16 protein-coding genes are annotated in these 18,005 nt (G+C 61.3%); 11 read left to right on the top strand and 5 right to left on the bottom strand.

What is annotated here, in order from left to right; all coding sequences use genetic code 11:
• Positions 1 to 8: 8 nt before the first annotated feature.
• On the top strand, positions 9 to 1,055 hold the full coding sequence (locus RY113_RS14265; RefSeq protein WP_110106112.1) for a DUF2252 domain-containing protein: 1,047 nt from the start codon (positions 9 to 11) through the stop codon (positions 1,053 to 1,055).
• A 130-nt stretch (positions 1,056 to 1,185) separates the two neighbouring features.
• Here the strand turns inward: RY113_RS14265 and RY113_RS14260 are convergent, their stop codons facing one another.
• On the bottom strand, positions 1,186 to 2,403 hold the full coding sequence (locus RY113_RS14260) for a S9 family peptidase (RefSeq protein WP_110106111.1): 1,218 nt from the start codon (positions 2,401 to 2,403) through the stop codon (positions 1,186 to 1,188).
• A gap of 120 nt (positions 2,404 to 2,523) precedes the next feature.
• On the opposite strand from RY113_RS14260, the gene RY113_RS14255 reads away from it, so the two are divergent.
• The 10 genes from RY113_RS14255 to RY113_RS14210 all read left to right on the top strand — a co-directional run bounded on the left by RY113_RS14255 (position 2,524) and on the right by RY113_RS14210 (position 13,501).
• Entirely contained in the window at positions 2,524 to 3,015 is a 492-nt protein-coding gene (locus RY113_RS14255) for a hypothetical protein (RefSeq protein ID WP_315915100.1), read from the top strand.
• Positions 3,016 to 3,029: 14 nt separating this feature from the next.
• Positions 3,030 to 3,455, top strand: coding sequence for a peptide-methionine (R)-S-oxide reductase MsrB (gene msrB / locus RY113_RS14250; protein WP_110106109.1), 426 nt, complete (start codon positions 3,030 to 3,032; stop codon positions 3,453 to 3,455).
• 214 nt (positions 3,456 to 3,669) lie between these two features.
• Positions 3,670 to 5,070, top strand: coding sequence for a DUF6421 family protein (locus RY113_RS14245; protein WP_315915099.1), 1,401 nt, complete (start codon positions 3,670 to 3,672; stop codon positions 5,068 to 5,070).
• Positions 5,071 to 5,088: 18 nt separating this feature from the next.
• A complete protein-coding gene (locus RY113_RS14240) occupies positions 5,089 to 5,814 on the top strand; it encodes an SDR family oxidoreductase (RefSeq protein ID WP_315915098.1) in 726 nt (241 codons plus the stop codon).
• A 16-nt stretch (positions 5,815 to 5,830) separates the two neighbouring features.
• Positions 5,831 to 6,910: a low specificity L-threonine aldolase gene (locus RY113_RS14235; protein WP_315915097.1), complete on the top strand. Its 1,080-nt coding sequence runs from the start codon at positions 5,831 to 5,833 to the stop codon at positions 6,908 to 6,910.
• Between the two features lie 107 nt (positions 6,911 to 7,017).
• Positions 7,018 to 7,596 carry a DUF3000 domain-containing protein gene (locus RY113_RS14230; RefSeq protein ID WP_315915096.1) on the top strand — a complete coding sequence of 193 codons (579 nt, stop codon included), beginning with the start codon at positions 7,018 to 7,020 and terminating at the stop codon, positions 7,594 to 7,596.
• Positions 7,597 to 7,806: 210 nt separating this feature from the next.
• The gene (locus tag RY113_RS14225; protein ID WP_396334249.1) at positions 7,807 to 9,165 is read left to right on the top strand and encodes an HRDC domain-containing protein; all 1,359 of its coding nucleotides are present in this window, start codon (positions 7,807 to 7,809) and stop codon (positions 9,163 to 9,165) included.
• Positions 9,166 to 9,433: 268 nt separating this feature from the next.
• Positions 9,434 to 10,675: an acetyl-CoA C-acyltransferase gene (locus tag RY113_RS14220; RefSeq protein ID WP_315915094.1), complete on the top strand. Its 1,242-nt coding sequence runs from the start codon at positions 9,434 to 9,436 to the stop codon at positions 10,673 to 10,675.
• Positions 10,672 to 12,816 (top strand): 3-hydroxyacyl-CoA dehydrogenase NAD-binding domain-containing protein, encoded by a 2,145-nt coding sequence (locus RY113_RS14215; protein ID WP_315915093.1) that lies wholly within the window; start codon positions 10,672 to 10,674, stop codon positions 12,814 to 12,816. The genes RY113_RS14220 and RY113_RS14215 overlap by 4 nt, the downstream gene beginning before the upstream one ends.
• 232 nt (positions 12,817 to 13,048) lie before the next feature.
• Positions 13,049 to 13,501 carry a Rieske (2Fe-2S) protein gene (locus tag RY113_RS14210; RefSeq protein ID WP_315915092.1) on the top strand — a complete coding sequence of 151 codons (453 nt, stop codon included), beginning with the start codon at positions 13,049 to 13,051 and terminating at the stop codon, positions 13,499 to 13,501.
• A gap of 69 nt (positions 13,502 to 13,570) precedes the next feature.
• Here the strand turns inward: RY113_RS14210 and RY113_RS14205 are convergent, their stop codons facing one another.
• The 4 genes from RY113_RS14205 to dxs form a co-directional block, all read right to left on the bottom strand.
• Positions 13,571 to 14,560: an aldo/keto reductase gene (locus tag RY113_RS14205; protein ID WP_315915091.1), complete on the bottom strand. Its 990-nt coding sequence runs from the start codon at positions 14,558 to 14,560 to the stop codon at positions 13,571 to 13,573.
• A 149-nt stretch (positions 14,561 to 14,709) separates the two neighbouring features.
• On the bottom strand, positions 14,710 to 15,378 hold the full coding sequence (locus RY113_RS14200; protein ID WP_315915090.1) for a hypothetical protein: 669 nt from the start codon (positions 15,376 to 15,378) through the stop codon (positions 14,710 to 14,712).
• Positions 15,375 to 15,956, bottom strand: a complete 582-nt coding sequence (locus tag RY113_RS14195; protein WP_315915089.1) for a DUF402 domain-containing protein — start codon at positions 15,954 to 15,956, stop codon at positions 15,375 to 15,377. The genes RY113_RS14200 and RY113_RS14195 overlap by 4 nt, the downstream gene beginning before the upstream one ends.
• Positions 15,953 to 17,944 carry a 1-deoxy-D-xylulose-5-phosphate synthase gene (gene dxs, locus RY113_RS14190; protein ID WP_315915087.1) on the bottom strand — a complete coding sequence of 664 codons (1,992 nt, stop codon included), beginning with the start codon at positions 17,942 to 17,944 and terminating at the stop codon, positions 15,953 to 15,955. Before dxs ends, RY113_RS14195 begins: the two co-directional genes overlap by 4 nt.
• Between the last annotated feature and the right edge of the window lie 61 nt (positions 17,945 to 18,005).

Raw genomic sequence — 18,005 nt, 5'->3', positions numbered from 1 at the left:
CGCTTCTCATGGCCGCGGATCTATCGACCACACCAAACTCAGGCATCATGACACAACTCTGTGGCGACGCCCACCTCTCGAATTTCGGTGTTTTCGGAACCGCAGAGCGCAAGTTAACGTTCGATATCAACGATTTCGATGAAACCCTGCCAGGGCCGTGGGAGTGGGACCTCAAACGTCTGGCGGCAAGCTTTGAGGTCGGCACCCGCAATGCCGGATTCACAGCACAACAACGGCGGAAGACAACGCTGGCCGTTGCAGAGGGCTACCGCAAGCAAATGCGTGGGGCTGCCAAGGCGCGCGTGCTGGACGCCTGGTACGACCGGCTGGACGCGGACCGCATACTTTCATGGGTCCGGTCAGAGAAAGAAGCTAAGCGGGCCGGCAAGCGCCAGGTAAAGAAGACCCAAGCAATTGTGGCCAAGGCGCGTACTAAGGACAGTGCAGCTGTATTTTCCAAACTTGTGCGGGAGATCGACGGCGAGCTGCGGATTCAGGCGGATCCCCCGCTCATTGAACCCATCGAGGACCTGATTGGCGATGCTGGAGCACGCAACCGGCTCGAGGATTCGATGCGAATGCTCCTGCACGAGTACGCGGCCACTCTGGCTTTCAAGAACCATCCGGTCAAGGAGTTCTCATTTGTACATATGGCTCGCAAGGTCGTTGGTGTAGGAAGCGTTGGCACCCGGGCCTGGATTCTGCTCCTGACGGGCAGGGACGCAAACGACCCTCTGGTCCTTCAGGCCAAGGAGGCCCAGGAATCGGTACTTGAGCGATACCTTGGGCCCAGCCAGTATCCCAGCCACGGGCAACGGGTGGTTGAGGGTCAGCGTCTGCTTCAGGCATCGGGGGACATCTTCCTCGGGTGGCAGTCCGCGGAGGGAGTGGACGGGATCATCAGGGACTTTTACCTACGGCAACTCCACGATTGGAAGGGTTCCGTGAACGTTGACGACATCCGCCCTCGCGGTGCAAAATTCTACGCGTCAGTGTGCGGGCAGACGCTGGCCCGGGCCCATGCCCGAGCCGGTGACCGGACTCTAGGCGCGTGATCTTGGATGCCGAAGTTGACCGTTGCAGCTGCTGGCTGAGCACGGCCGGTCCTAGCTGATGCCCGCCTAAGCTGTTGCCCGTCTTGGCACCCACGAAAGGTAGATACCTACAAACCGTGAGGCTTGGAACTTAGCTCCGTGGCAGGCCGTAGCAGCCCAACCGGGGCCGCAGCCAGGCTTCCACCACGTTTTCCCACCGTTCCGGGTCCACGTTCCATTCCTTGGTGTGCCGGGCCTTGCTGAACGGCTCGAACGTGACCATCTCTGGATTGCGCCGGGCCAGTTCCGCCGTGGGCTCATAGGGCACAAAGTCATCATCAATGCTGTGCAGAATCAGTGACGGTGTCCGCAATTCAACGGCGCGCGAAACCCAGTCCATACTCTTGAGGTTTACGGGCCCAGCCAGGCCCGTAATGCGCCGGCCCAGTGGGTGGGTCAGCATGACCTCTGCGTATTGGCCAATGAAGTTGGGGATCCGGTTCAGCTGTGCCTGGTGCGCTAGCACGTTAACCCAGTTGATGACGGGAGCATCTAGCACCAACGCCAAGACGTGTTTGCGGTTGCGGGCCAGATCGGCCGTCTGCAGGCTGATGGTCCCACCCATGGAATTGCCAAAGAGCACCACGTCCTTGGCCCCACGGGAGATGGCAAAGTCAATGGCGACTTCCACATCGGCCCATTCGGTGACCCCCAGCCCATACCGTCCGTCTGGCGCTGCGGGGGCATCGCCGTCGTTCCTATAGGACATCAGGAGCGCATTCATACCCAGACGGTGCGCTGTGGGAACGGCCCGCAGCCCCTCATTGCGGGTGGCTCCGCGCCCATGGACCATGATGGCCCAGCTCGCTCCGGGATCGGGGGCCGGCAGCAGCCAGGCAGGTGCTGGGCCCACGGGAAGGTTCAAGGTGATGTCCTCACTGAGCAGCCCCATCTCTTCGGGGTGTGCGTGGAGGTTGCCGGACCACCAGCCGGCCGTGGCGGTGCGCAAATCCCCACCGTGCACGGCAAGTACTTCACGCGTGACGCTGCCTTCGCGCGGAACATAGGAGATGATTTTGCCAATCACGGCGTGGGCGCGGCTGTTGTTGAAGAACAGCCCGTAGCTGCCATCAATGGTGGTGTCGGGTGTGGCCTCGAGCACGATCTGCAACGCCGGGCCGTCGGCAATGACGGCGAGAATTGCAACATCGTCCACTCGCTGCTTTTCCGGGGTCACTACGCGGCGGGCAAAGTAGGCGGCAAGGCCAGAGGTTGCCGTCACCACAACGGCTGCCCCGGTCCCCGCCGCTGCGGCACCGAGGGCGCCCCACTTGAGCCATGGACGCGAGGGCTGAGAAGAGGATGCCATGCCACCATTGTGCCCACTGCCCCGGCGCGCGTCGAGCGGCGCACCGGAGCTTTCGTAACTTTCTTCGCACTTCTCTGTGCTTGTTCATTGTTTTCTTCTCAGGACGCATATGCTGGTGCCATGAGCGAGGCAATCATCATTTTGACAGAAGAAGCACTGACGTCCATTGACGCGGGAAACATCACGGAGCTCTACGGGCCTGAGGATGATGTGGAGTTGGTCCTGGTAGTGCCGGCAGATACTCGGCGCAATCTACTGGTGGACGTGGTTGATCAACTGACCATGCTGGATCTGCCCGGCGCCCTGCGGGAATTCCGCGAAAAGCCTGACGTTAGCACTGTCAGGGCAGAGGCTGCGGACATCTTGGCGGCCTCCTTGTCCTCGCTTGCCGAAGCCGGGGCCAAGGCCACTGGCACTGTTGCCGAGGGCGACGCCGTTGCCTCCCTGGTTGCCAAAGTCACCGAATCCGGCGCTCGGCAGGCCGTGGTGGTCACCCGCCCGCACGCCGTGGCAGACACCTTCCGGCAGGACTGGGCGCATCAGGCACAACGCAAGCTGGGGCTCCCCGTTTTGCATTTGTACTCTGATTCGGGATTTATTGGTGACTCTTAAACGTTGGCAACAGTATGAACAGCTTTGAGAACTCCCCCACCGTTACCAAGAGCGATTCTCAGTGGCGCGAAGAACTTTCCCCTGCCGAGTATAAGGTCCTGCGCAAGGCTGGCACAGAGCGCCCCTTTACCGGCGAGTACTGGGACTCCATGCAGGAGGGCGTGTACGAATGCCGCGCCTGCGGTGCCGAGCTTTTCACTTCCAAGGAGAAGTTCTCCTCACACTGCGGCTGGCCTTCCTTCTTTGCACCGCTGGCAGAAGGCACCGTGCGGTACCTGCATGATAAAACACTCGGTATGGAACGCATCGAAGTGCGCTGCACCGCGTGCGATTCTCACTTAGGCCACCTCTTCAAGGGTGAAGGGTACGACACCCCCACGGACGAACGCTTCTGCATCAATTCCATCTGCCTGACCCTTCGCCCTGCTGACCCAGCCTAAAGGCCCTGCGGGGAGCTGGGCTCTGCGGGGAGCTCACGGGAAGTCCCCCGCCAAAAGGCTCAAGAGAACTGTCGCCTGAATTGTTCACAACACTCTGAGCCAGAGAGTTTCTTATGCTCAGGCTCTTTTGACATTAGATCTTCTATTCCATTGCTACGCTCGGAATTAACCGGTCTGGAACACCTCCGGCCACCGACGAGCCTAGGAGACGGCCATGAGTCTGACGCTGGAAACCATCAATAACGCCAATTTCTTTGACGCCAGTTCCTTCGATTACTCTGAGGTGGCCCATCACCCTGCGTGGCTGGCCCTGAAACAGGCTGCCACGGCACTGGCGGAACTCCAGGTCAAGGACGGCTCCGTGCCGGAGGAAGCCAACCACCCCGTTGCGGCGGAGCTGATTGAGGCCATCACAGCTGCCATTACTGCCCTGGCACCTTATTTCCCCCACGACGGCGAGTACCTGCACCTGCTGGTGGATGATTTCACCAAGTGGCTCGCACAAGGGCTGGGCGTGCCGGATTTCCTTGATTCTCTGCTGGCCTTCTGCCCTCAAGACCACCGCGTCAACGGCTTGGGGCATCTGGTGGTGTTCCCCATGTACACCCAAAACGGTTCAACGTCCCGCCTGGTGGAGGCCGTACTCGTAGAAACGCTGTGGCCTGAATTCATTAGCGAACTGGAAGCCGGGGACTATTCCAACAAACTTTTTGTTCCCCTGCGGTTCATTGACTTCACCCCCGGCTACAACAGCAACTCCGCCGTCCTCTTTCCCGAAAGCGTCGCCGTCCGCGAAACTCCCGCGTTCACGTGGGGCGCCATCTTCCAGGACCGCGAAGCCGCCCGCTTCCGCCGGGTGGTCCGGGAGGCAGCACAAGTGACCCGCCTGGAATTGCCGGCAGATGCTCTGGAACTTTTAGAGAATCAGGAACTGACGCAGGAAACCTTCATCATGTGGGACCTCATCCATGACAGGACACACATGCGCGGGGACCTGCCCTTTGATCCGTTCATGATCAAGCAGCGCATGCCGTACTTCCTGTATTCGTTGGAAGAGTTACGCTGCGACCTTACCGCGTACCGCGAATCCGTGGCCGTGGAAGCGGATGAGAACGCCTCTCCTGAGGCTCGCAAACACGCAAAACTTGTTCAGTATGCCGTCATTTTTGACAGGATTTTCCGCTTCGCCATCACAGGCTCCCGGGTGCGCAACTACGACGGACTGGGCGGGCAGCTGCTCTTCGCCTGGCTGCACCAGCACCACGTGCTGCACTGGACCGACACCAAGCTGAGCATTGACTGGGCAGAAGTGCCCGCCGTGGTGATTGCCTTGGGCCACGAGATTGAGGAACTGTACTGGCGCTCCATTGACAGGCCCAAGGTGGCGCACTGGCTCGCCGCCTACCAGCTGGTCTCCGCCACGTTGACACCCCACCCGGCCTCACTCTGGGCCAAGGGTCCGGACGCCCTGCCATTGACGGCGCCGCTGCGTGAAATGACCGACGCCGTCATGGATGATGAGTTCCCCCACTCCATGTTCTACGAGGCCCTGAACAAGAAAATGCGGGACGTCATTGAATCCACCGCTGGCATAACCGGCACGAGCGCAGCTTAGGTGGGTACTGTTGAAAGCATGAACAGTCCCCTCGTTTTGATCGCCGGTGGCAGCAGTGCCGCCGGAATTGCTGTAGCCGGCGCCCTCCTCGGCGCTGGCATGCGTGTGCTCACTGTAGGGTCCGACGCCGGGCGCATCAGTGCCGCCGCCAAACTCACCGAGGGCGCAGTCCCTCTCGTGTGCAACTTGGCTGACCCAGAGGACGTGGCCGAGCTGGCGGCCGATCTTCGAACCGGCTATGGCCGCATTGACGGCCTGATCCACCTGGTTGGCGGGTGGCGCGGCGGCACGGGAATCACTGGCCAAAGCGATAGCGACTGGGACTTCCTGCACACAACGGTCTTGACCACGTTACGGAATACCAGCAAGGCCTTTTATGACGACCTCGCTGCCTCACCCGTGGGCCGGCTGGCAATAGTCTCCTCCACCACGGTCACCAACCCCTCCGCCGGTGACGCCAACTACGCGGCGGTGAAGGCAGCAGCTGAAACGTGGGTGCGTTCCGTGGCCGCCGGATTCGCTGCCCCTCCCGCGGAAGGTGCAGCTCCGGCGGAAGGTGCCGCGGCCGCCGTCGTGCTGGTGGTGAAGGCCCTGGTGGATGCCACTATGCGCGCGCGCTCCCCTGAACGAACGTTCCCCGGTTTCACAGATGTAGACCAGCTGGGTCAAACTGTTGCGGGACTTTTCACCACGCCGGCCGCGGACATCAATGGTGCCCGGTTGGTCTTGGCACCACATTCATAAGAGAAAAAGGCACATAGTGAGCATTGGCAAGGAATCCATCCCGCTGCACCAGAGAGACCTGAAGGGCTTCGCCTCGGATAATTATTCGGGATTTCACCCCGAGGTGCTGGCGGCACTGACTGGCGCCAATGGCGGCCACCAGGTGGCTTACGGCGGGGACGTGTACACGGCCGAACTTCAGAGGCAGATGACCGCACTATTTGGCCGTGAGGTTGAGGTGTTCCCGGTGTTCAATGGCACCGGGGCCAACGTGGTGGGACTCTCGTCACTGCTGCCGCGGTGGGGTGCTGTGGTGTGTGCTTCCACCGCCCACATCAACATGGATGAAAACGGCGCTCCGGAGCGGGTGGGCGGCATGAAGCTGCTCTCTGTTCCCACACCGGATGGGAAGCTGACGCCGGAGCTGATCGATAAGGAAGCCTGGGGCTTTGGCGATGAGCACCGCGCCCAGCCGTTGGCCGTCTCCATCACCCAGACCACTGAACTGGGCACCTGCTACACCCCGGCCGAGGTGCGCGCCATTTGTGATCATGCACATTCGCTGGGCATGAAGGTGCACATGGACGGTGCCCGGCTTGCCAATGCAGCCGCCTTCCTAGGCGTGCCGCTGCGTGAATTCACCTCGGACGCTGGCGTTGATGTGCTCTCCTTTGGCGGGACCAAAAACGGCATGCTGTACGGCGAAGTGGTAGTGGCGTTGAACCCGTCGGCGTGCGATGGGCTGATCTACCTGCGCAAAATGGATATGCAGCTCTCCTCCAAGATGCGCTTCATCTCGGCACAATTCCTGGCCATGCTGGCGGACGATTTATGGCTCCGCTCAGCCACACATGCCAATGCAATGGCCGCGCGCCTGCGCACCGCCGTTGAATCCCTGCCCGGCGTCACATGCACCCAGGCAACCCAATCAAACGGCGTCTTTGCCGTTCTGCCAGCCGGTGTGGCAGAGCTCCTGCGGGAAAGCTTCCGCTTCTACGACTGGGATGAGAGCGCCCGGGAGGTGCGCTGGATGTGTTCCTTTGATACGTCTGAGCAGGACGTTGACGCCTTCGCCGCAGCACTCGAGACTGCCTTGGAGCTTGTGCCACAGGCCTAAAGCGGCGCTGTTCCATAGTGCGCGCCAGGTAGCGGCGGGCCCGGTTAATGAGACCGGTTCCGGCGCGCCTGCGGAACTTTGTGACGAGCGCATCATAATGTTCGTGTGTGAGCCCCTCTCCAGCACTGCCGCCAGAGTTTCTGAGCGCATTGACCTCGTTGCGTGCTGCCCGGTATCGCAGCGAACTAAAACTCGCCGAGGTTCCTGCCCCGGCCAGGCTGGCCCCGTTCGGAGTAGCTTTGGGCGCGGAAATTCTCTGCAATAACGAAGAACTCGCTAAGGGACGTTTCATTCTCCTCCATGACCCGAACGGCTCTGATCTGTGGGGCGGCACATTCAGGGTTGTGACCTATATCCGTGCGCAGCTGGAATCCGAGATGGGCAACGACTCCCTGCTCGGTAACGTGGCGTGGGCTTGGTTGGTGGAGGCATTGGAGGAACAAGGTGTCACCTACACCCATGTGGGCGGGACAGCCACCCGCATCCTGTCCGAAAGCTACGGCACCTTGGCCACGCGCCCCGACGCGATAGACCTTGAACTGCGAGCCTCCTGGACGCCGGTTGGAACCTCCATGAAAGAGCATCTTGAGGCGTGGGCCAACATCCTATGCACCTTCGCGGGTGTACCACCGGTGCCAGACGGCGTCACGCTGCTGGCACCGCGGCAGAACCGGCCTGATCGCTAAGGCAAACTCATCTGCTCCACCTGGGCGCTGCGGGTTATTCGCAAGGGTGATCTGGTGGGTTCGGACGGAAGCAATAACCCTTTAATCCGGGCCGATCGAACGCTCCGGGTCTCCATTCGGTAGACTAAGGCCATCATGACCAATGCAGATTCAAACGCACACAGCCGCGCCAGGGCCAAAATGTCCACAACACATCACAGCCGCGGCGCCATCGCACCAACGCACCAGAACGCTTCCACCGGCGGCGCAGCCACGGGGATAAGTACCGATCTGGCACCAGAACTTCTCACCTCTGTGCTAATTGACGGCTTGCAGGTTGAACTGGGCGAACTCCCTGAGCTGGTGAATCTGGACATGCCCCGGGACGGCATTCCCGCCGTTGTGGAAACAGAACCTGCCCTGCGCCGGTGTGCAGCAGCCTTGGCAGGCGGTACCGGACCCGCCGCCGTGGACACCGAGCGCGCCTCCGGATTCCGCTACGGCCAGCGAGCCATGCTCGTGCAGATCCGCCGCGAAGGCGCCGGTACTTGGCTCATTGATCCGGAAGCTTTCCCTGATCTGAAGGTCATCGACGAGGCACTGCGCGGCGTGGAATGGATTCTGCACGCAGCCAGTCAAGACCTGCCCTGCCTGGCGGGAGTGGGCATGTGGCCAGATAAGTTATTTGACACGGAACTGGCAGCCCGGATCGCCGGACTACCCCGCGTGGGGCTAGGTGCCGTGGTTGAATCACTCCTGGGTTTCCACTTGGCCAAGGAGCACTCCGCCGCAGACTGGTCCACCCGTCCCCTTCCCGAGCCGTGGCTACGCTACGCTGCACTGGATGTGGAAGTCCTGGTAGATCTGGAAGAGGAACTCCAAACACTACTGGAAGAAGGTGGCAAACTAGACTTTGCCGCCCAGGAATTCCAGCACCTCCTTGACGCCGGAGTACCCGAACCGCGGGTGGATCCCTGGCGGCGTACTTCGGGATCACACACCGTACGCAGCCGGGTGCAACTCGCTGCGGTCCGCGAATTGTGGCAAACCCGTGAGAAACTGGCTGAGCACCGCGACATCGCACCGGGCCGCCTCATCCCGGATTCGGCCATCATCGCCGCAGCGAAGGGTATGCCTGCCACCGTTCCCGCGCTGCTGGCCCTCGCCGGGTTCCATGGCCGCTCCGCCAAGCGCGACGCACCCAAGTGGCTCCACGCGATTCAGAGTGCCAAAAACAGCACCGACCTGCCCCCGCTTCAGGTCTCCAACAACACCCCGCCACCGCCGCGCGTGTGGGCAGAACGCGACCCCGAAGCGGCAGCGCGCTTTGCTACGGCCCGCAACCGCATGGCTGAGATCTCCGAGTCCATGAACATACCGGCCGAGAACATTCTCACCCCGGACCACCTCCGCCGCGTGTGCTGGCGTCCCCCCGCACAGATCACTGTTGCGTCCGTGTCTGAGGCGCTGGCAGACCTTGGCGCCCGGCCCTGGCAGATTGCGACAACGGCGAGCATGCTCAGCAATGCCTTCTTGCATCCTGAGCCGCTGGAGCTAAAAAAGCCCAAGCACGACGACGAGCATCTCTAACCAAGCCGCCACCCCGGCCAACCCCGACGCTATCCCACCAATGGTTGGATTTTTGCGAACGCTATCGCACTGAACTGCGATAGCGTTCGGCGTTTAAGCCCCATTGCTGGGATAGCGTTGCTGATCTATATCGGGACGAGAGTGTGCATTGACGAAGTTCATACGATTTGGAGCATAAGTTACTGGCGAGTAACATGATGTGCACCACAACCGCTGCCCTGACGTTTAGGCTGGGCAGTATCCGTTGTTTGCGACCAAGGAGATAGACGTGAGCCATAATCGGCAAATTAGGGACGTGGTCTTTGTTGACGGCGTCCGCACACCGTTTGGACGCGCCGGGGAAAAGGGCATTTATGCCAACACCCGCGCCGATGACCTGGTGGTCAAATGCATTCGCGAACTCATGCGTCGCAATCCGCAACTGCCCCCTGAGCGCATTGACGACGTTGCCATCGCAGCCACGACTCAGACCGGGGACCAGGGCCTGACGATCGGCCGCACCGCGGCACTGTTGGCCGGCCTGCCGCAGTCCGTGCCGGGATTCGCCATTGACCGGATGTGCGCTGGCGCCATGACCGCGGTGACAACGACGGCGTCGGGCATTGGCTTTGGCGCCTACGACGTGGTCATTGCCGGCGGCGTGGAGCACATGGGGCACCATCCGATGGGCGCCGGGGCCGATCCGAACCCGCGCTTCATGTCCGAACGCATTGTGGATCCGGCCGCACTGAACATGGGCAACACGGCGGAAAACTTGCATGACCGCTTCCCGGCCATCACCAAGGAACGCACCGACGCTTACGCCGTGGCCAGCCAGAACAAATTTGCCGCAGCGCTGGCCGAAAATGCCATTGCGCCCGACCTAGTGCCTGTGGCCACCATGAAGCCCGGCGCAGGCTGGACCGTGAACACCGCCGATGAGCCGCCACGCCCCGGCACCACCGTGGAAGATCTTGCCAGCTTGCGTACCCCGTTCCGCGCGCACGGCCGGGTCAGTGCCGGAAATGCAGCTGGCCTGAACGACGGCGCTACGGCGGCACTTTTGGCTTCTGCCGATGCTGCCGCCGAGCTGGGCCTGCCCGTCAAGATGCGCCTAGTTACCTACGCATTTGCTGGCGTGGCCCCTGAAGTCATGGGCATTGGCCCGGTTCCTGCCACAGAAAAGGCGCTGCGCCTGGCCGGGCTGAGCATCGAGGACATCGGGCTCTTTGAAATCAACGAGGCCTTCGCCGTTCAGGTGCTTTCCTTCTTGGATCACTTTGGCATTGCCGATGATGACCCGCGCGTGAACCGCTACGGCGGCGCCATCGCGGTGGGACACCCCCTGGCCTCCTCCGGCGTCCGGCTCATGAACCAACTAGCCCGCCAATTCGAGGAGGACCACAGCGTCCGCTACGGCATCACCACCATGTGCATCGGCTTGGGCATGGGTGCCACCGTCATCTGGGAAAACCCGCACTTCAATACCGGTACGGACACCGCAACAACCACGGAAGGGAGCGCAGCATGAGCGCCCAAGACTTCAACAAACTCGCCGTCTTGTTCCCTGACGAGGTTGTGACTCACTCCTTTGTCCAAGACATTGCCTTGCCCGGTGTGGACGGAGCACCGAGCGCCGGCACTTTTGCGCTGATCACGCTCGATAACGGACTGGACCACCGCCGCCCCACAACACTGGGCCCCAACACCCTGGTGGAGCTGGGCACCGTCCTAGAAGCCCAGCGCGAGCGGGCAGCCCGCGGCGAAATTGTGGGCGTGGGCGTCACCGGCAAACCGTTCTTCCTGGCCGCCGGCGCTGATCTTTCCGCTGTCAAGAGCCTCAAGGATCCCGAGGCGGCACTGTGGATGGCCCAGCTGGGCCACGACGTCTACTCCACCCTCAACGCGTTGGGCGTGCCCAGCTTCGTGTTCATCAACGGCGTGGCACTGGGTGGCGGGCTCGAAATTGCCCTCAACGCTAACTACCGCACCGTCTCCACCGGGGCCGGAGCGCTGGCCCTGCCTGAGGCATTCCTGGGCCTGGTGCCCGGCTGGGGTGGCGTGTACTTGCTCCCCCGCCTCATTGGTCCTGCTAACGCCGTCACAGTCATGATTGAAAGCTCCCTCTCCAACAACCGCACCCTCAGCGGTCCGGCTGCTTATAAGTTGGGCATTGCTGACGCGCTCTTTGAGCCCGCCGACTTCCTGGAACAATCACTGATCTGGGCTGCCCGCGTGCTCGCCGGCGCCGAAAGCGTCAGCCGCCCCAATGCGGTGAGCGAACCGCTGAGCGAGGAGAACAGCGCTGCGTGGGACGCCGCCGTCGTGCGTGCCAAGGCATTTGTGGAAGCCAAGACCTCCAACGCCGCACCGGCCCCGGCGAAGGTCATTGAACTCTTGGAGAAGGGTAAGCACTTCACCAAGGCGGAGTCCTTCGCGGCCGAGGATGCGGCGCTGGCCGAGCTCATGGGCACCCCGCAGTTCCGCGACACTGTGTACGCGTTCCTGGACCTGGTCCAAAAGCGTGCCAAGAAGCCGGCTGGAGCCCCGGATCCCAAGCTGGCACGCCCCGTAACGAAGGTGGGCGTGGTAGGCGCCGGGCTCATGGCTGGCCAATTTGCGTTGCTGTTCGCCCGCCAACTCAAGGTGCCCGTGGTCATGACAGACATTGATCAGGAGCGCGTGGACAAGGGCGTGGCGTACGTGCACGGCGAGGTGGATAAGTTGCTCGCCAAGGGCCGTATCAGCCAGGACGCTGCAAACCGGACCAAGGCGCTCGTGACCGGATCCGCCAGCAAGGAAGCCTTCTTTGACGCCGACTTTGTCATTGAGGCAGTCTTCGAAGAGCTGTCAGTGAAGAAGGCCGTATTCGCGCAGGTGGAGGCGGTTGTCTCCCCCGAGTGCATCCTGGCCACCAACACCTCCTCCCTCTCCGTCACAGCCATGGCTGCGGACCTGTTGCACCCAGAGCGTCTGGTGGGCTTCCATTTCTTCAACCCCGTGGCGCTCATGCCGCTGCTGGAGATTGTGCGCGCACCCAAAACTGACGACGCCGTCCTCGCCACTGCGTTCGCCACCGCCAAGGCGCTGCGAAAGAGTGCGGTGCTGGTCAAGGACGCCGCTGCGTTTGTGGTCAACCGCGTACTGCTGCGCCTCATGGCTGAGGTGTCCAAAGCCTTCGACGAAGGTACCGACGCGCACACGGCTGATACCGCGCTGCGGCCCATGGGACTGCCCATGACCCCGTTCACGCTGCTAGCCATGGTGGGCATTCCGGTGGCGCAGCACGTCACGGAGTCATTGCATGCCGCCTTCGGGGACCGCTTCCACGTCTCCGCCAACCAGCAGGCCCTGATCGATGCGGGTATCAAGGCGCTCTGGGTTAAGAATGAGGATGGTTCTCTCGCCATCCCGGCCCAGACCCTGGCCCTGTTGAGCTTCGGCAATTCCCCTTCTTCGGGGGACGAGTTGCTGCGCAAAACCCAGGACGCTTTGGCCGAAGAAATCGGGCTCATGCTCGCCGAAGGCGTGGTGGCCGGGCCGGAGGATATTGATTTGTGCATGATCCTCGGCGCTGGCTGGCCCATGCACCTGGGCGGGATCACCCCGTACCTAGACCGGGTGGGCGCCTCCCAGCGGGTCAACGGGAAGCCGTTCCACCCGGTGGTGTAACTCACCGGTTGCTTGCCTCACTCACCAGCACAGCTTCTACCCAGTACGGCTCCGGTCCCTCACCTTGCCAAGGTGAGGGACCGGAGCCGTCCCTAGAAAGAAGGAACCATTGTCAAACCACTTGACGTGTTTTCTCCCGAACGGAGAGGTATTCGCCGTTCCCTCGGGGAACCCCTACCTGATAACTGTGGCCGTTTGGCATTCTCACAGCGCGGCCTGAAAGAATGACTCTATGACTGTTGAGCCTTCCCTGACCCGCCGCTCCACTTTGCGAGCTACCACTGCCGTCACCGGCGCCGCCTGCGCACTGGCCCTTGCTGGCTGCGCACCCTCTGTCAGCAACACCAAGGGCAAGGGCCAGGCCCCGGAAGAGATTCCCACGGGCGGCACACCCTACGAGGTGGGAAAAATTGCCGAATTGCCTGTTGGCGGCTCCGCGGCGGCAACGGCCGGTGAGGTGGAGGTAATGCTGTTCCGCCCCGACGAGGCCACCGTCCTTGCCTACTCCGATATCTGCACTCATGCAGGCTGCAAAGTGGCTCCCAGTGGCGAGGACTTCAAATGCCCCTGCCATGGAAGCATCTTTAAGGGAAGTGACGGCACGGTTGTCTCCGGCCCGGCGAAGGCCCCGCTGCCCCGGTACGCTGCCAGCATTGACGGTGAATGGATCACTGTTTCTGTCTAGAGGCCACGGACGCCCGGCTGAGGCGTCGCGCCCACTCGCTACGCCTAGAGCTGCACACCCCCATGCGCCCTAGAAGAGTGCCACCTTGGGCGTTTTCGGGAAGATTAGATCGAGTTCGGCGAGATCCTGCACGGTTGGTTTCCACGATGCGGCACGCGCGTTCTCCTGTACCTGCTCGGGCTTCGTGGCCCCTGCAATCACACTGGCAACCGATGCCTGTGCTGCCAGCCAGGAGAATGCGACCTGTACTTCCGTCAGGTCCCGGGCAGCCGCAAAGTCGCTGAACGCCTGGAATTGGGACGTCTCTGCCTCTGCCACCATGTGCTGGCGTGTGTGCGAGAGCCGGCTGCCCTGCGGCACCGCGCCGCCCTTGTATTTTCCAGTCAGCAGCCCATTCGCAAGCGGGAAGTAGGGCATGACACCGAGCCCGTAAGCCTCGGCGGCCGGGGTCACTTCCTGCTCTGCCCGGCGGTCAAGGAGATTGTAGTGATTCTGACTAGCCACAAAACGCTGTGTGCCAGCCACACGGGCAGTGTATTCGGCATCGGCGATCTGCCAACCGGCCAGGTTGGAGTGGCCAATGTAGCGAACTTTTCCGGCATGGATCAGGTCATCCAGCGCTGAGAGTGTTTCAGCCATCGGGGTGAGTCCATCGGGGGTATGGTAATAAAACAGATCGATATAGTCGGTGTTCAAGCGCCGCAGCGAGGCTTCCACCGCCTGCGCGATGTACTTCCGCGAACCGCGCGCACCCCCTCCGAAACCGTTGGCGCCCTGGGCATCCATACCAAATTTAGTGGCCACAACCACCTCACCCCGGCGCCGGCCGAGTGCTCTGCCGAGCATTGTTTCGCTGAGCCCGGCCGTCATCCCGTAGACGTCCGCTACGTCAAAATGGGTTATGCCTGCCTCCAGTGCTGCATGCACGACGGCGTCACTACCCTCCTGCGTCTGCGTCGCTGTTCCCCCTCGGCCCAAATTGTTGCAGCCCAAGCCCACGGTGGAAACTGTCAGCCCGGAGCGTCCTACTTGGCGGTATTCATTGTGATTTTCACTCATGCTTCAACAATAGTCAAAGCAACACCCACCACCACAGGCAACGCTCGGTTGATCTTCCGCACCCAAAAAGGACGCTCCCTCAAGAAGGTGAGGGAGCGTCCAGAATAAACGCCCCTAAACTAACCGACCGTTGGCTGGCGGGGTAGCGGTTATAGCGAGAAGGCTGTTCCTCCTGTGGCGCTGTGCTTGGCACGCAGCGCCGAGGGGTCATCAATGGGGCCGGTGGCCACTGTCAGCTTCGTGAAGTCAAGCTTTTCTTCACGGATGCACACCTTGATGTTAGCTACGGCGCGTGCAGCGTCGGGAGCCACAATGTAAATGTTCAGCTTGCCCAAGCCGTGCCCTGCCGCCGTGAACTCCAGCTTCTCCAAGACACCACTGCCGCGCCACGCCAAGTGTGGCGTCAGAGCGTCCTTGGCCCGGTGAGCCAGGTGCTTATCACGATCACTGACCTTGTCACTCTTGAGCGCGAACTGCGCCACCACCAGCACCTGCTCTTCACGGGAAAGGACAGCATAGCCGTCTTCGGTGCACTGCTCGGAAAAAGCCGCGAGCATGGCTTCGGCCTCTTCCAAGGAGTTAACAGCGGCCTCCTTGGACGTGCTGACATGACCCACGGTGCCATGGTTGACAACGAAGAATGCGCCGTGCTCGCTACCCTCCGCGGCGTCAGTCTCCTCGGCTCCCCCAGCGTCAACCCACGCCTCACGGAAAATCAGCGTTCCGGCGTCGTCGCGTTTGTACATACGCACAATGTTGGGGTCAAGGCCCGCCAAAATGGTCTCATTGTGCTGCTCGGTGTTCATAGTCTCGCTCATGCTGGTTGCAGCGTCCTTCCAAGGGTGAACCAGGCCGCGTCGCGGCCATCGAATGGGGCGTGGCAGGCCGCCACGGCGTCCGTAAGTGCGCCCGTGGCGGTCTCCATACGTGTGCAGAGTTCCTGCGGATAGGAAAACTTCACAGTGTGTTGGGCAAATTCGTCGCGGTCATCAACAAACAATCCGCGGCCCTTGGTGCGCACCACGTCAAGGTCCATGTCAATCATGTGGAACTCAATAACGGAGGGGCGAATGCGGTGCCACTGCAGATCCAGTGCCAAATCAATGTACAGTTCCACGCCGTTTGGGTGCCCGTCATCGAAGAAGGTGGCCACCCAATCCCCGGTATGCGGGATCAAAAAAATGGCATCCGATTCGGTGTACAGGGCAGCACCGGGCCGGGAAATGAATTCATGCGTGCCTTGGAAAATCCAGTGCCCATGCTCATCCGTGCCAAGGTGGCGTCCCGGGACAACCCAGTGGGCTGTGCCGTCATATTTGCGGTTACGGGCAACCACTAAGTCCCCAGGCACGGGTACATCCGGGCCCTGGAGCGTAGTGTGAAAGGCTTCCGTCACAGGATCGGCATCTGTCCCGTGCGGGGAGCAACTTCACCGGGCAGCGGCCGCGCAAAGGGCACCTTCGTGCCAAGGACCTGTTCGACGACGTCCTGGGCCACCCGCTGTGCCGTCAGTCCCACACGTTCTAGGACTTGCTCGCGCGAACCGTGTGCCAAAAATTCCACCGGCAGACCCACCTCATTCAGGGCGGTGTCTATCCCTGCGGCACGTAATTCTTGGCGGATGCGGGAACCGACACCACCAGCACGGACCCCGTCTTCAACCACAATGACTATTCTGTGCTGTGAGGCCAGCTGCACAATGGAGCGCGGCACGGGCAGAACCCAGCGTGGATCAACCACAGTGGAGCTAATTCCTTGGGCACCAATCCGTGCGGCGACATCAAGGGAGAGTTCGCTCATAGAGCCAACACTGACTATCAGGACATCTGCCTGGGGTTCTTTGGCGGCACCTGGCATCTCGTGTTGTGAGCGGGACAGGACATCAACGCCGTCGTACAAACGCTCAATGGCCGCAACTTCCGGGCCCACCTTACCCTTGGAATAACGCACCACGCTGGGTGCATCCGAAATGGCTACCGCCTCACGAAGTTCTTCCCGGAGACGTTGCGCATCCCGGGGGGCGGCAAGGTGGAGACCTGGCACTATCTGCAGCATGGACAAATCCCACATGCCATGGTGACTGGGACCGTCAGGGCCTGTGACACCGGCCCGGTCCAGCACAATTGTGACACCGGCCTTGTGCAGGGCAACGTCCATCAGGAGCTGGTCAAAGGCCCGGTTCAAGAACGTAGCGTAAATGGCTACCACCGGGTGCAGTCCACCAAAGGCCATGCCGGCGGCCATGGTCAGTGCATGTTGTTCTGCGATACCAACATCGATGACACGTTCGGGAAACTTTGCAGCTAACGCGGCGAAGCCAACGGGGAGCAGCATGGCGCCTGTTATGGCCACAATGTCTTCGCGTTCCTCGGCGATCTTGGTGATTTCCTCGCCAAACACACCCGTCCAGGACTTTCCACTGGATTGCTCTACAGAGGCCCCTGTTTCCGGATTGATGACGCCCACGGCGTGGAATTGATCGTTGACATCGGCACGGGCCGGTGCGTAGCCGCGGCCCTTCTCCGTGAAGGCGTGCACAATGACGGGCCCTGCATAGTTCTTGGCCAGCTGCAGCGCAGCTTCCATGGCTTTTTCATCGTGGCCATCCACCGGACCCACATACTTCATGCCGAGATCATCGAAGAGGCCCTGAGGGGCCCACCAATCCTTGACGCCTTTTTTGGCAGCGTGCAGGCTCTTGTAAACGAAACGGCCGGCAGCGTTGCCGTCCTGCAAACGCTTCTTACCCCAGTCCATGGACGCTTCATACTTCTTGTGGGTACGCACCTGGTCAATGGCGGGGCGAAGTGAGGCCAGGTAATCGGCGACCCCGCCAACGGTGGGCGCATAGGAGCGGCCGTTGTCATTGACCACTATGACAACCTTGCGGTCCTTATCTGCGGCAATGTTGTTAATGGCTTCCCAGGTCATGCCGCCTGTGAGTGCCCCGTCACCAATGACGGCCACTACGTAGCGATCGTTTTCACCCTTGAGCTGGTGGGCCCGGGCAATTCCATCGGCCCAGGACAAGGATGAGGAGGCGTGGGAGCTTTCTACGATGTCATGCTCAGATTCGCCCCGGTCCGGATACCCGGACAGCCCGCCCTGCTGGCGCAAGGTGGAGAAATTCTGCCGACCCGTCAGTAGTTTATGCACATACGACTGGTGGCCCGTGTCAAAAATAATGCTGTCACGGGGTGAATCGAAGATCCTGTGGATGGCAAGGGTCAGCTCAACAACACCCAAGTTGGGGCCAAGATGGCCGCCTGTTTGGGACACGTTCGCAATGAGGAAGCCCCGGATCTCCTGGGCCAGCTCCTCCATTTGATGCTCACTGAGCCGGCTCAGGTCACGCGGATGCGTGATGGTTTCTAAAAGTCCCATGGGTACCTCCTCGGTGCACAGATAACATCTAACAATATCGCGTCTGACTGGTTTACGTGTG

This window comes from Arthrobacter sp. lap29 (assembly GCF_032458965.1).
GTDB classification, from domain to species: domain Bacteria; phylum Actinomycetota; class Actinomycetes; order Actinomycetales; family Micrococcaceae; genus Specibacter; species Specibacter psychrochitiniphilus.
The sequence above is the reverse complement of the archived record's forward strand: the minus strand, read 5'-3'. Positions and strand labels throughout refer to the sequence as shown.

What these genes read in the sequence shown, in the direction of transcription:
- RY113_RS14265 (WP_110106112.1), top strand. Translation starts at nt 9, where the DNA reads ATGGCCGCGGATCTATCGACCACACCAAACTCAGGCATCATGACACAA.
- RY113_RS14260 (WP_110106111.1), bottom strand. Translation starts at nt 2,403, where the DNA reads ATGGCATCCTCTTCTCAGCCCTCGCGTCCATGGCTCAAGTGGGGCGCC.
- RY113_RS14255 (WP_315915100.1), top strand. Translation starts at nt 2,524, where the DNA reads ATGAGCGAGGCAATCATCATTTTGACAGAAGAAGCACTGACGTCCATT.
- msrB (WP_110106109.1), top strand. Translation starts at nt 3,030, where the DNA reads ATGAACAGCTTTGAGAACTCCCCCACCGTTACCAAGAGCGATTCTCAG.
- RY113_RS14245 (WP_315915099.1), top strand. Translation starts at nt 3,670, where the DNA reads ATGAGTCTGACGCTGGAAACCATCAATAACGCCAATTTCTTTGACGCC.
- RY113_RS14240 (WP_315915098.1), top strand. Translation starts at nt 5,089, where the DNA reads ATGAACAGTCCCCTCGTTTTGATCGCCGGTGGCAGCAGTGCCGCCGGA.
- RY113_RS14215 (WP_315915093.1), top strand. Translation starts at nt 10,672, where the DNA reads ATGAGCGCCCAAGACTTCAACAAACTCGCCGTCTTGTTCCCTGACGAG.
- RY113_RS14210 (WP_315915092.1), top strand. Translation starts at nt 13,049, where the DNA reads ATGACTGTTGAGCCTTCCCTGACCCGCCGCTCCACTTTGCGAGCTACC.
- RY113_RS14205 (WP_315915091.1), bottom strand. Translation starts at nt 14,560, where the DNA reads ATGAGTGAAAATCACAATGAATACCGCCAAGTAGGACGCTCCGGGCTG.
- RY113_RS14200 (WP_315915090.1), bottom strand. Translation starts at nt 15,378, where the DNA reads ATGAGCGAGACTATGAACACCGAGCAGCACAATGAGACCATTTTGGCG.
- dxs (WP_315915087.1), bottom strand. Translation starts at nt 17,944, where the DNA reads ATGGGACTTTTAGAAACCATCACGCATCCGCGTGACCTGAGCCGGCTC.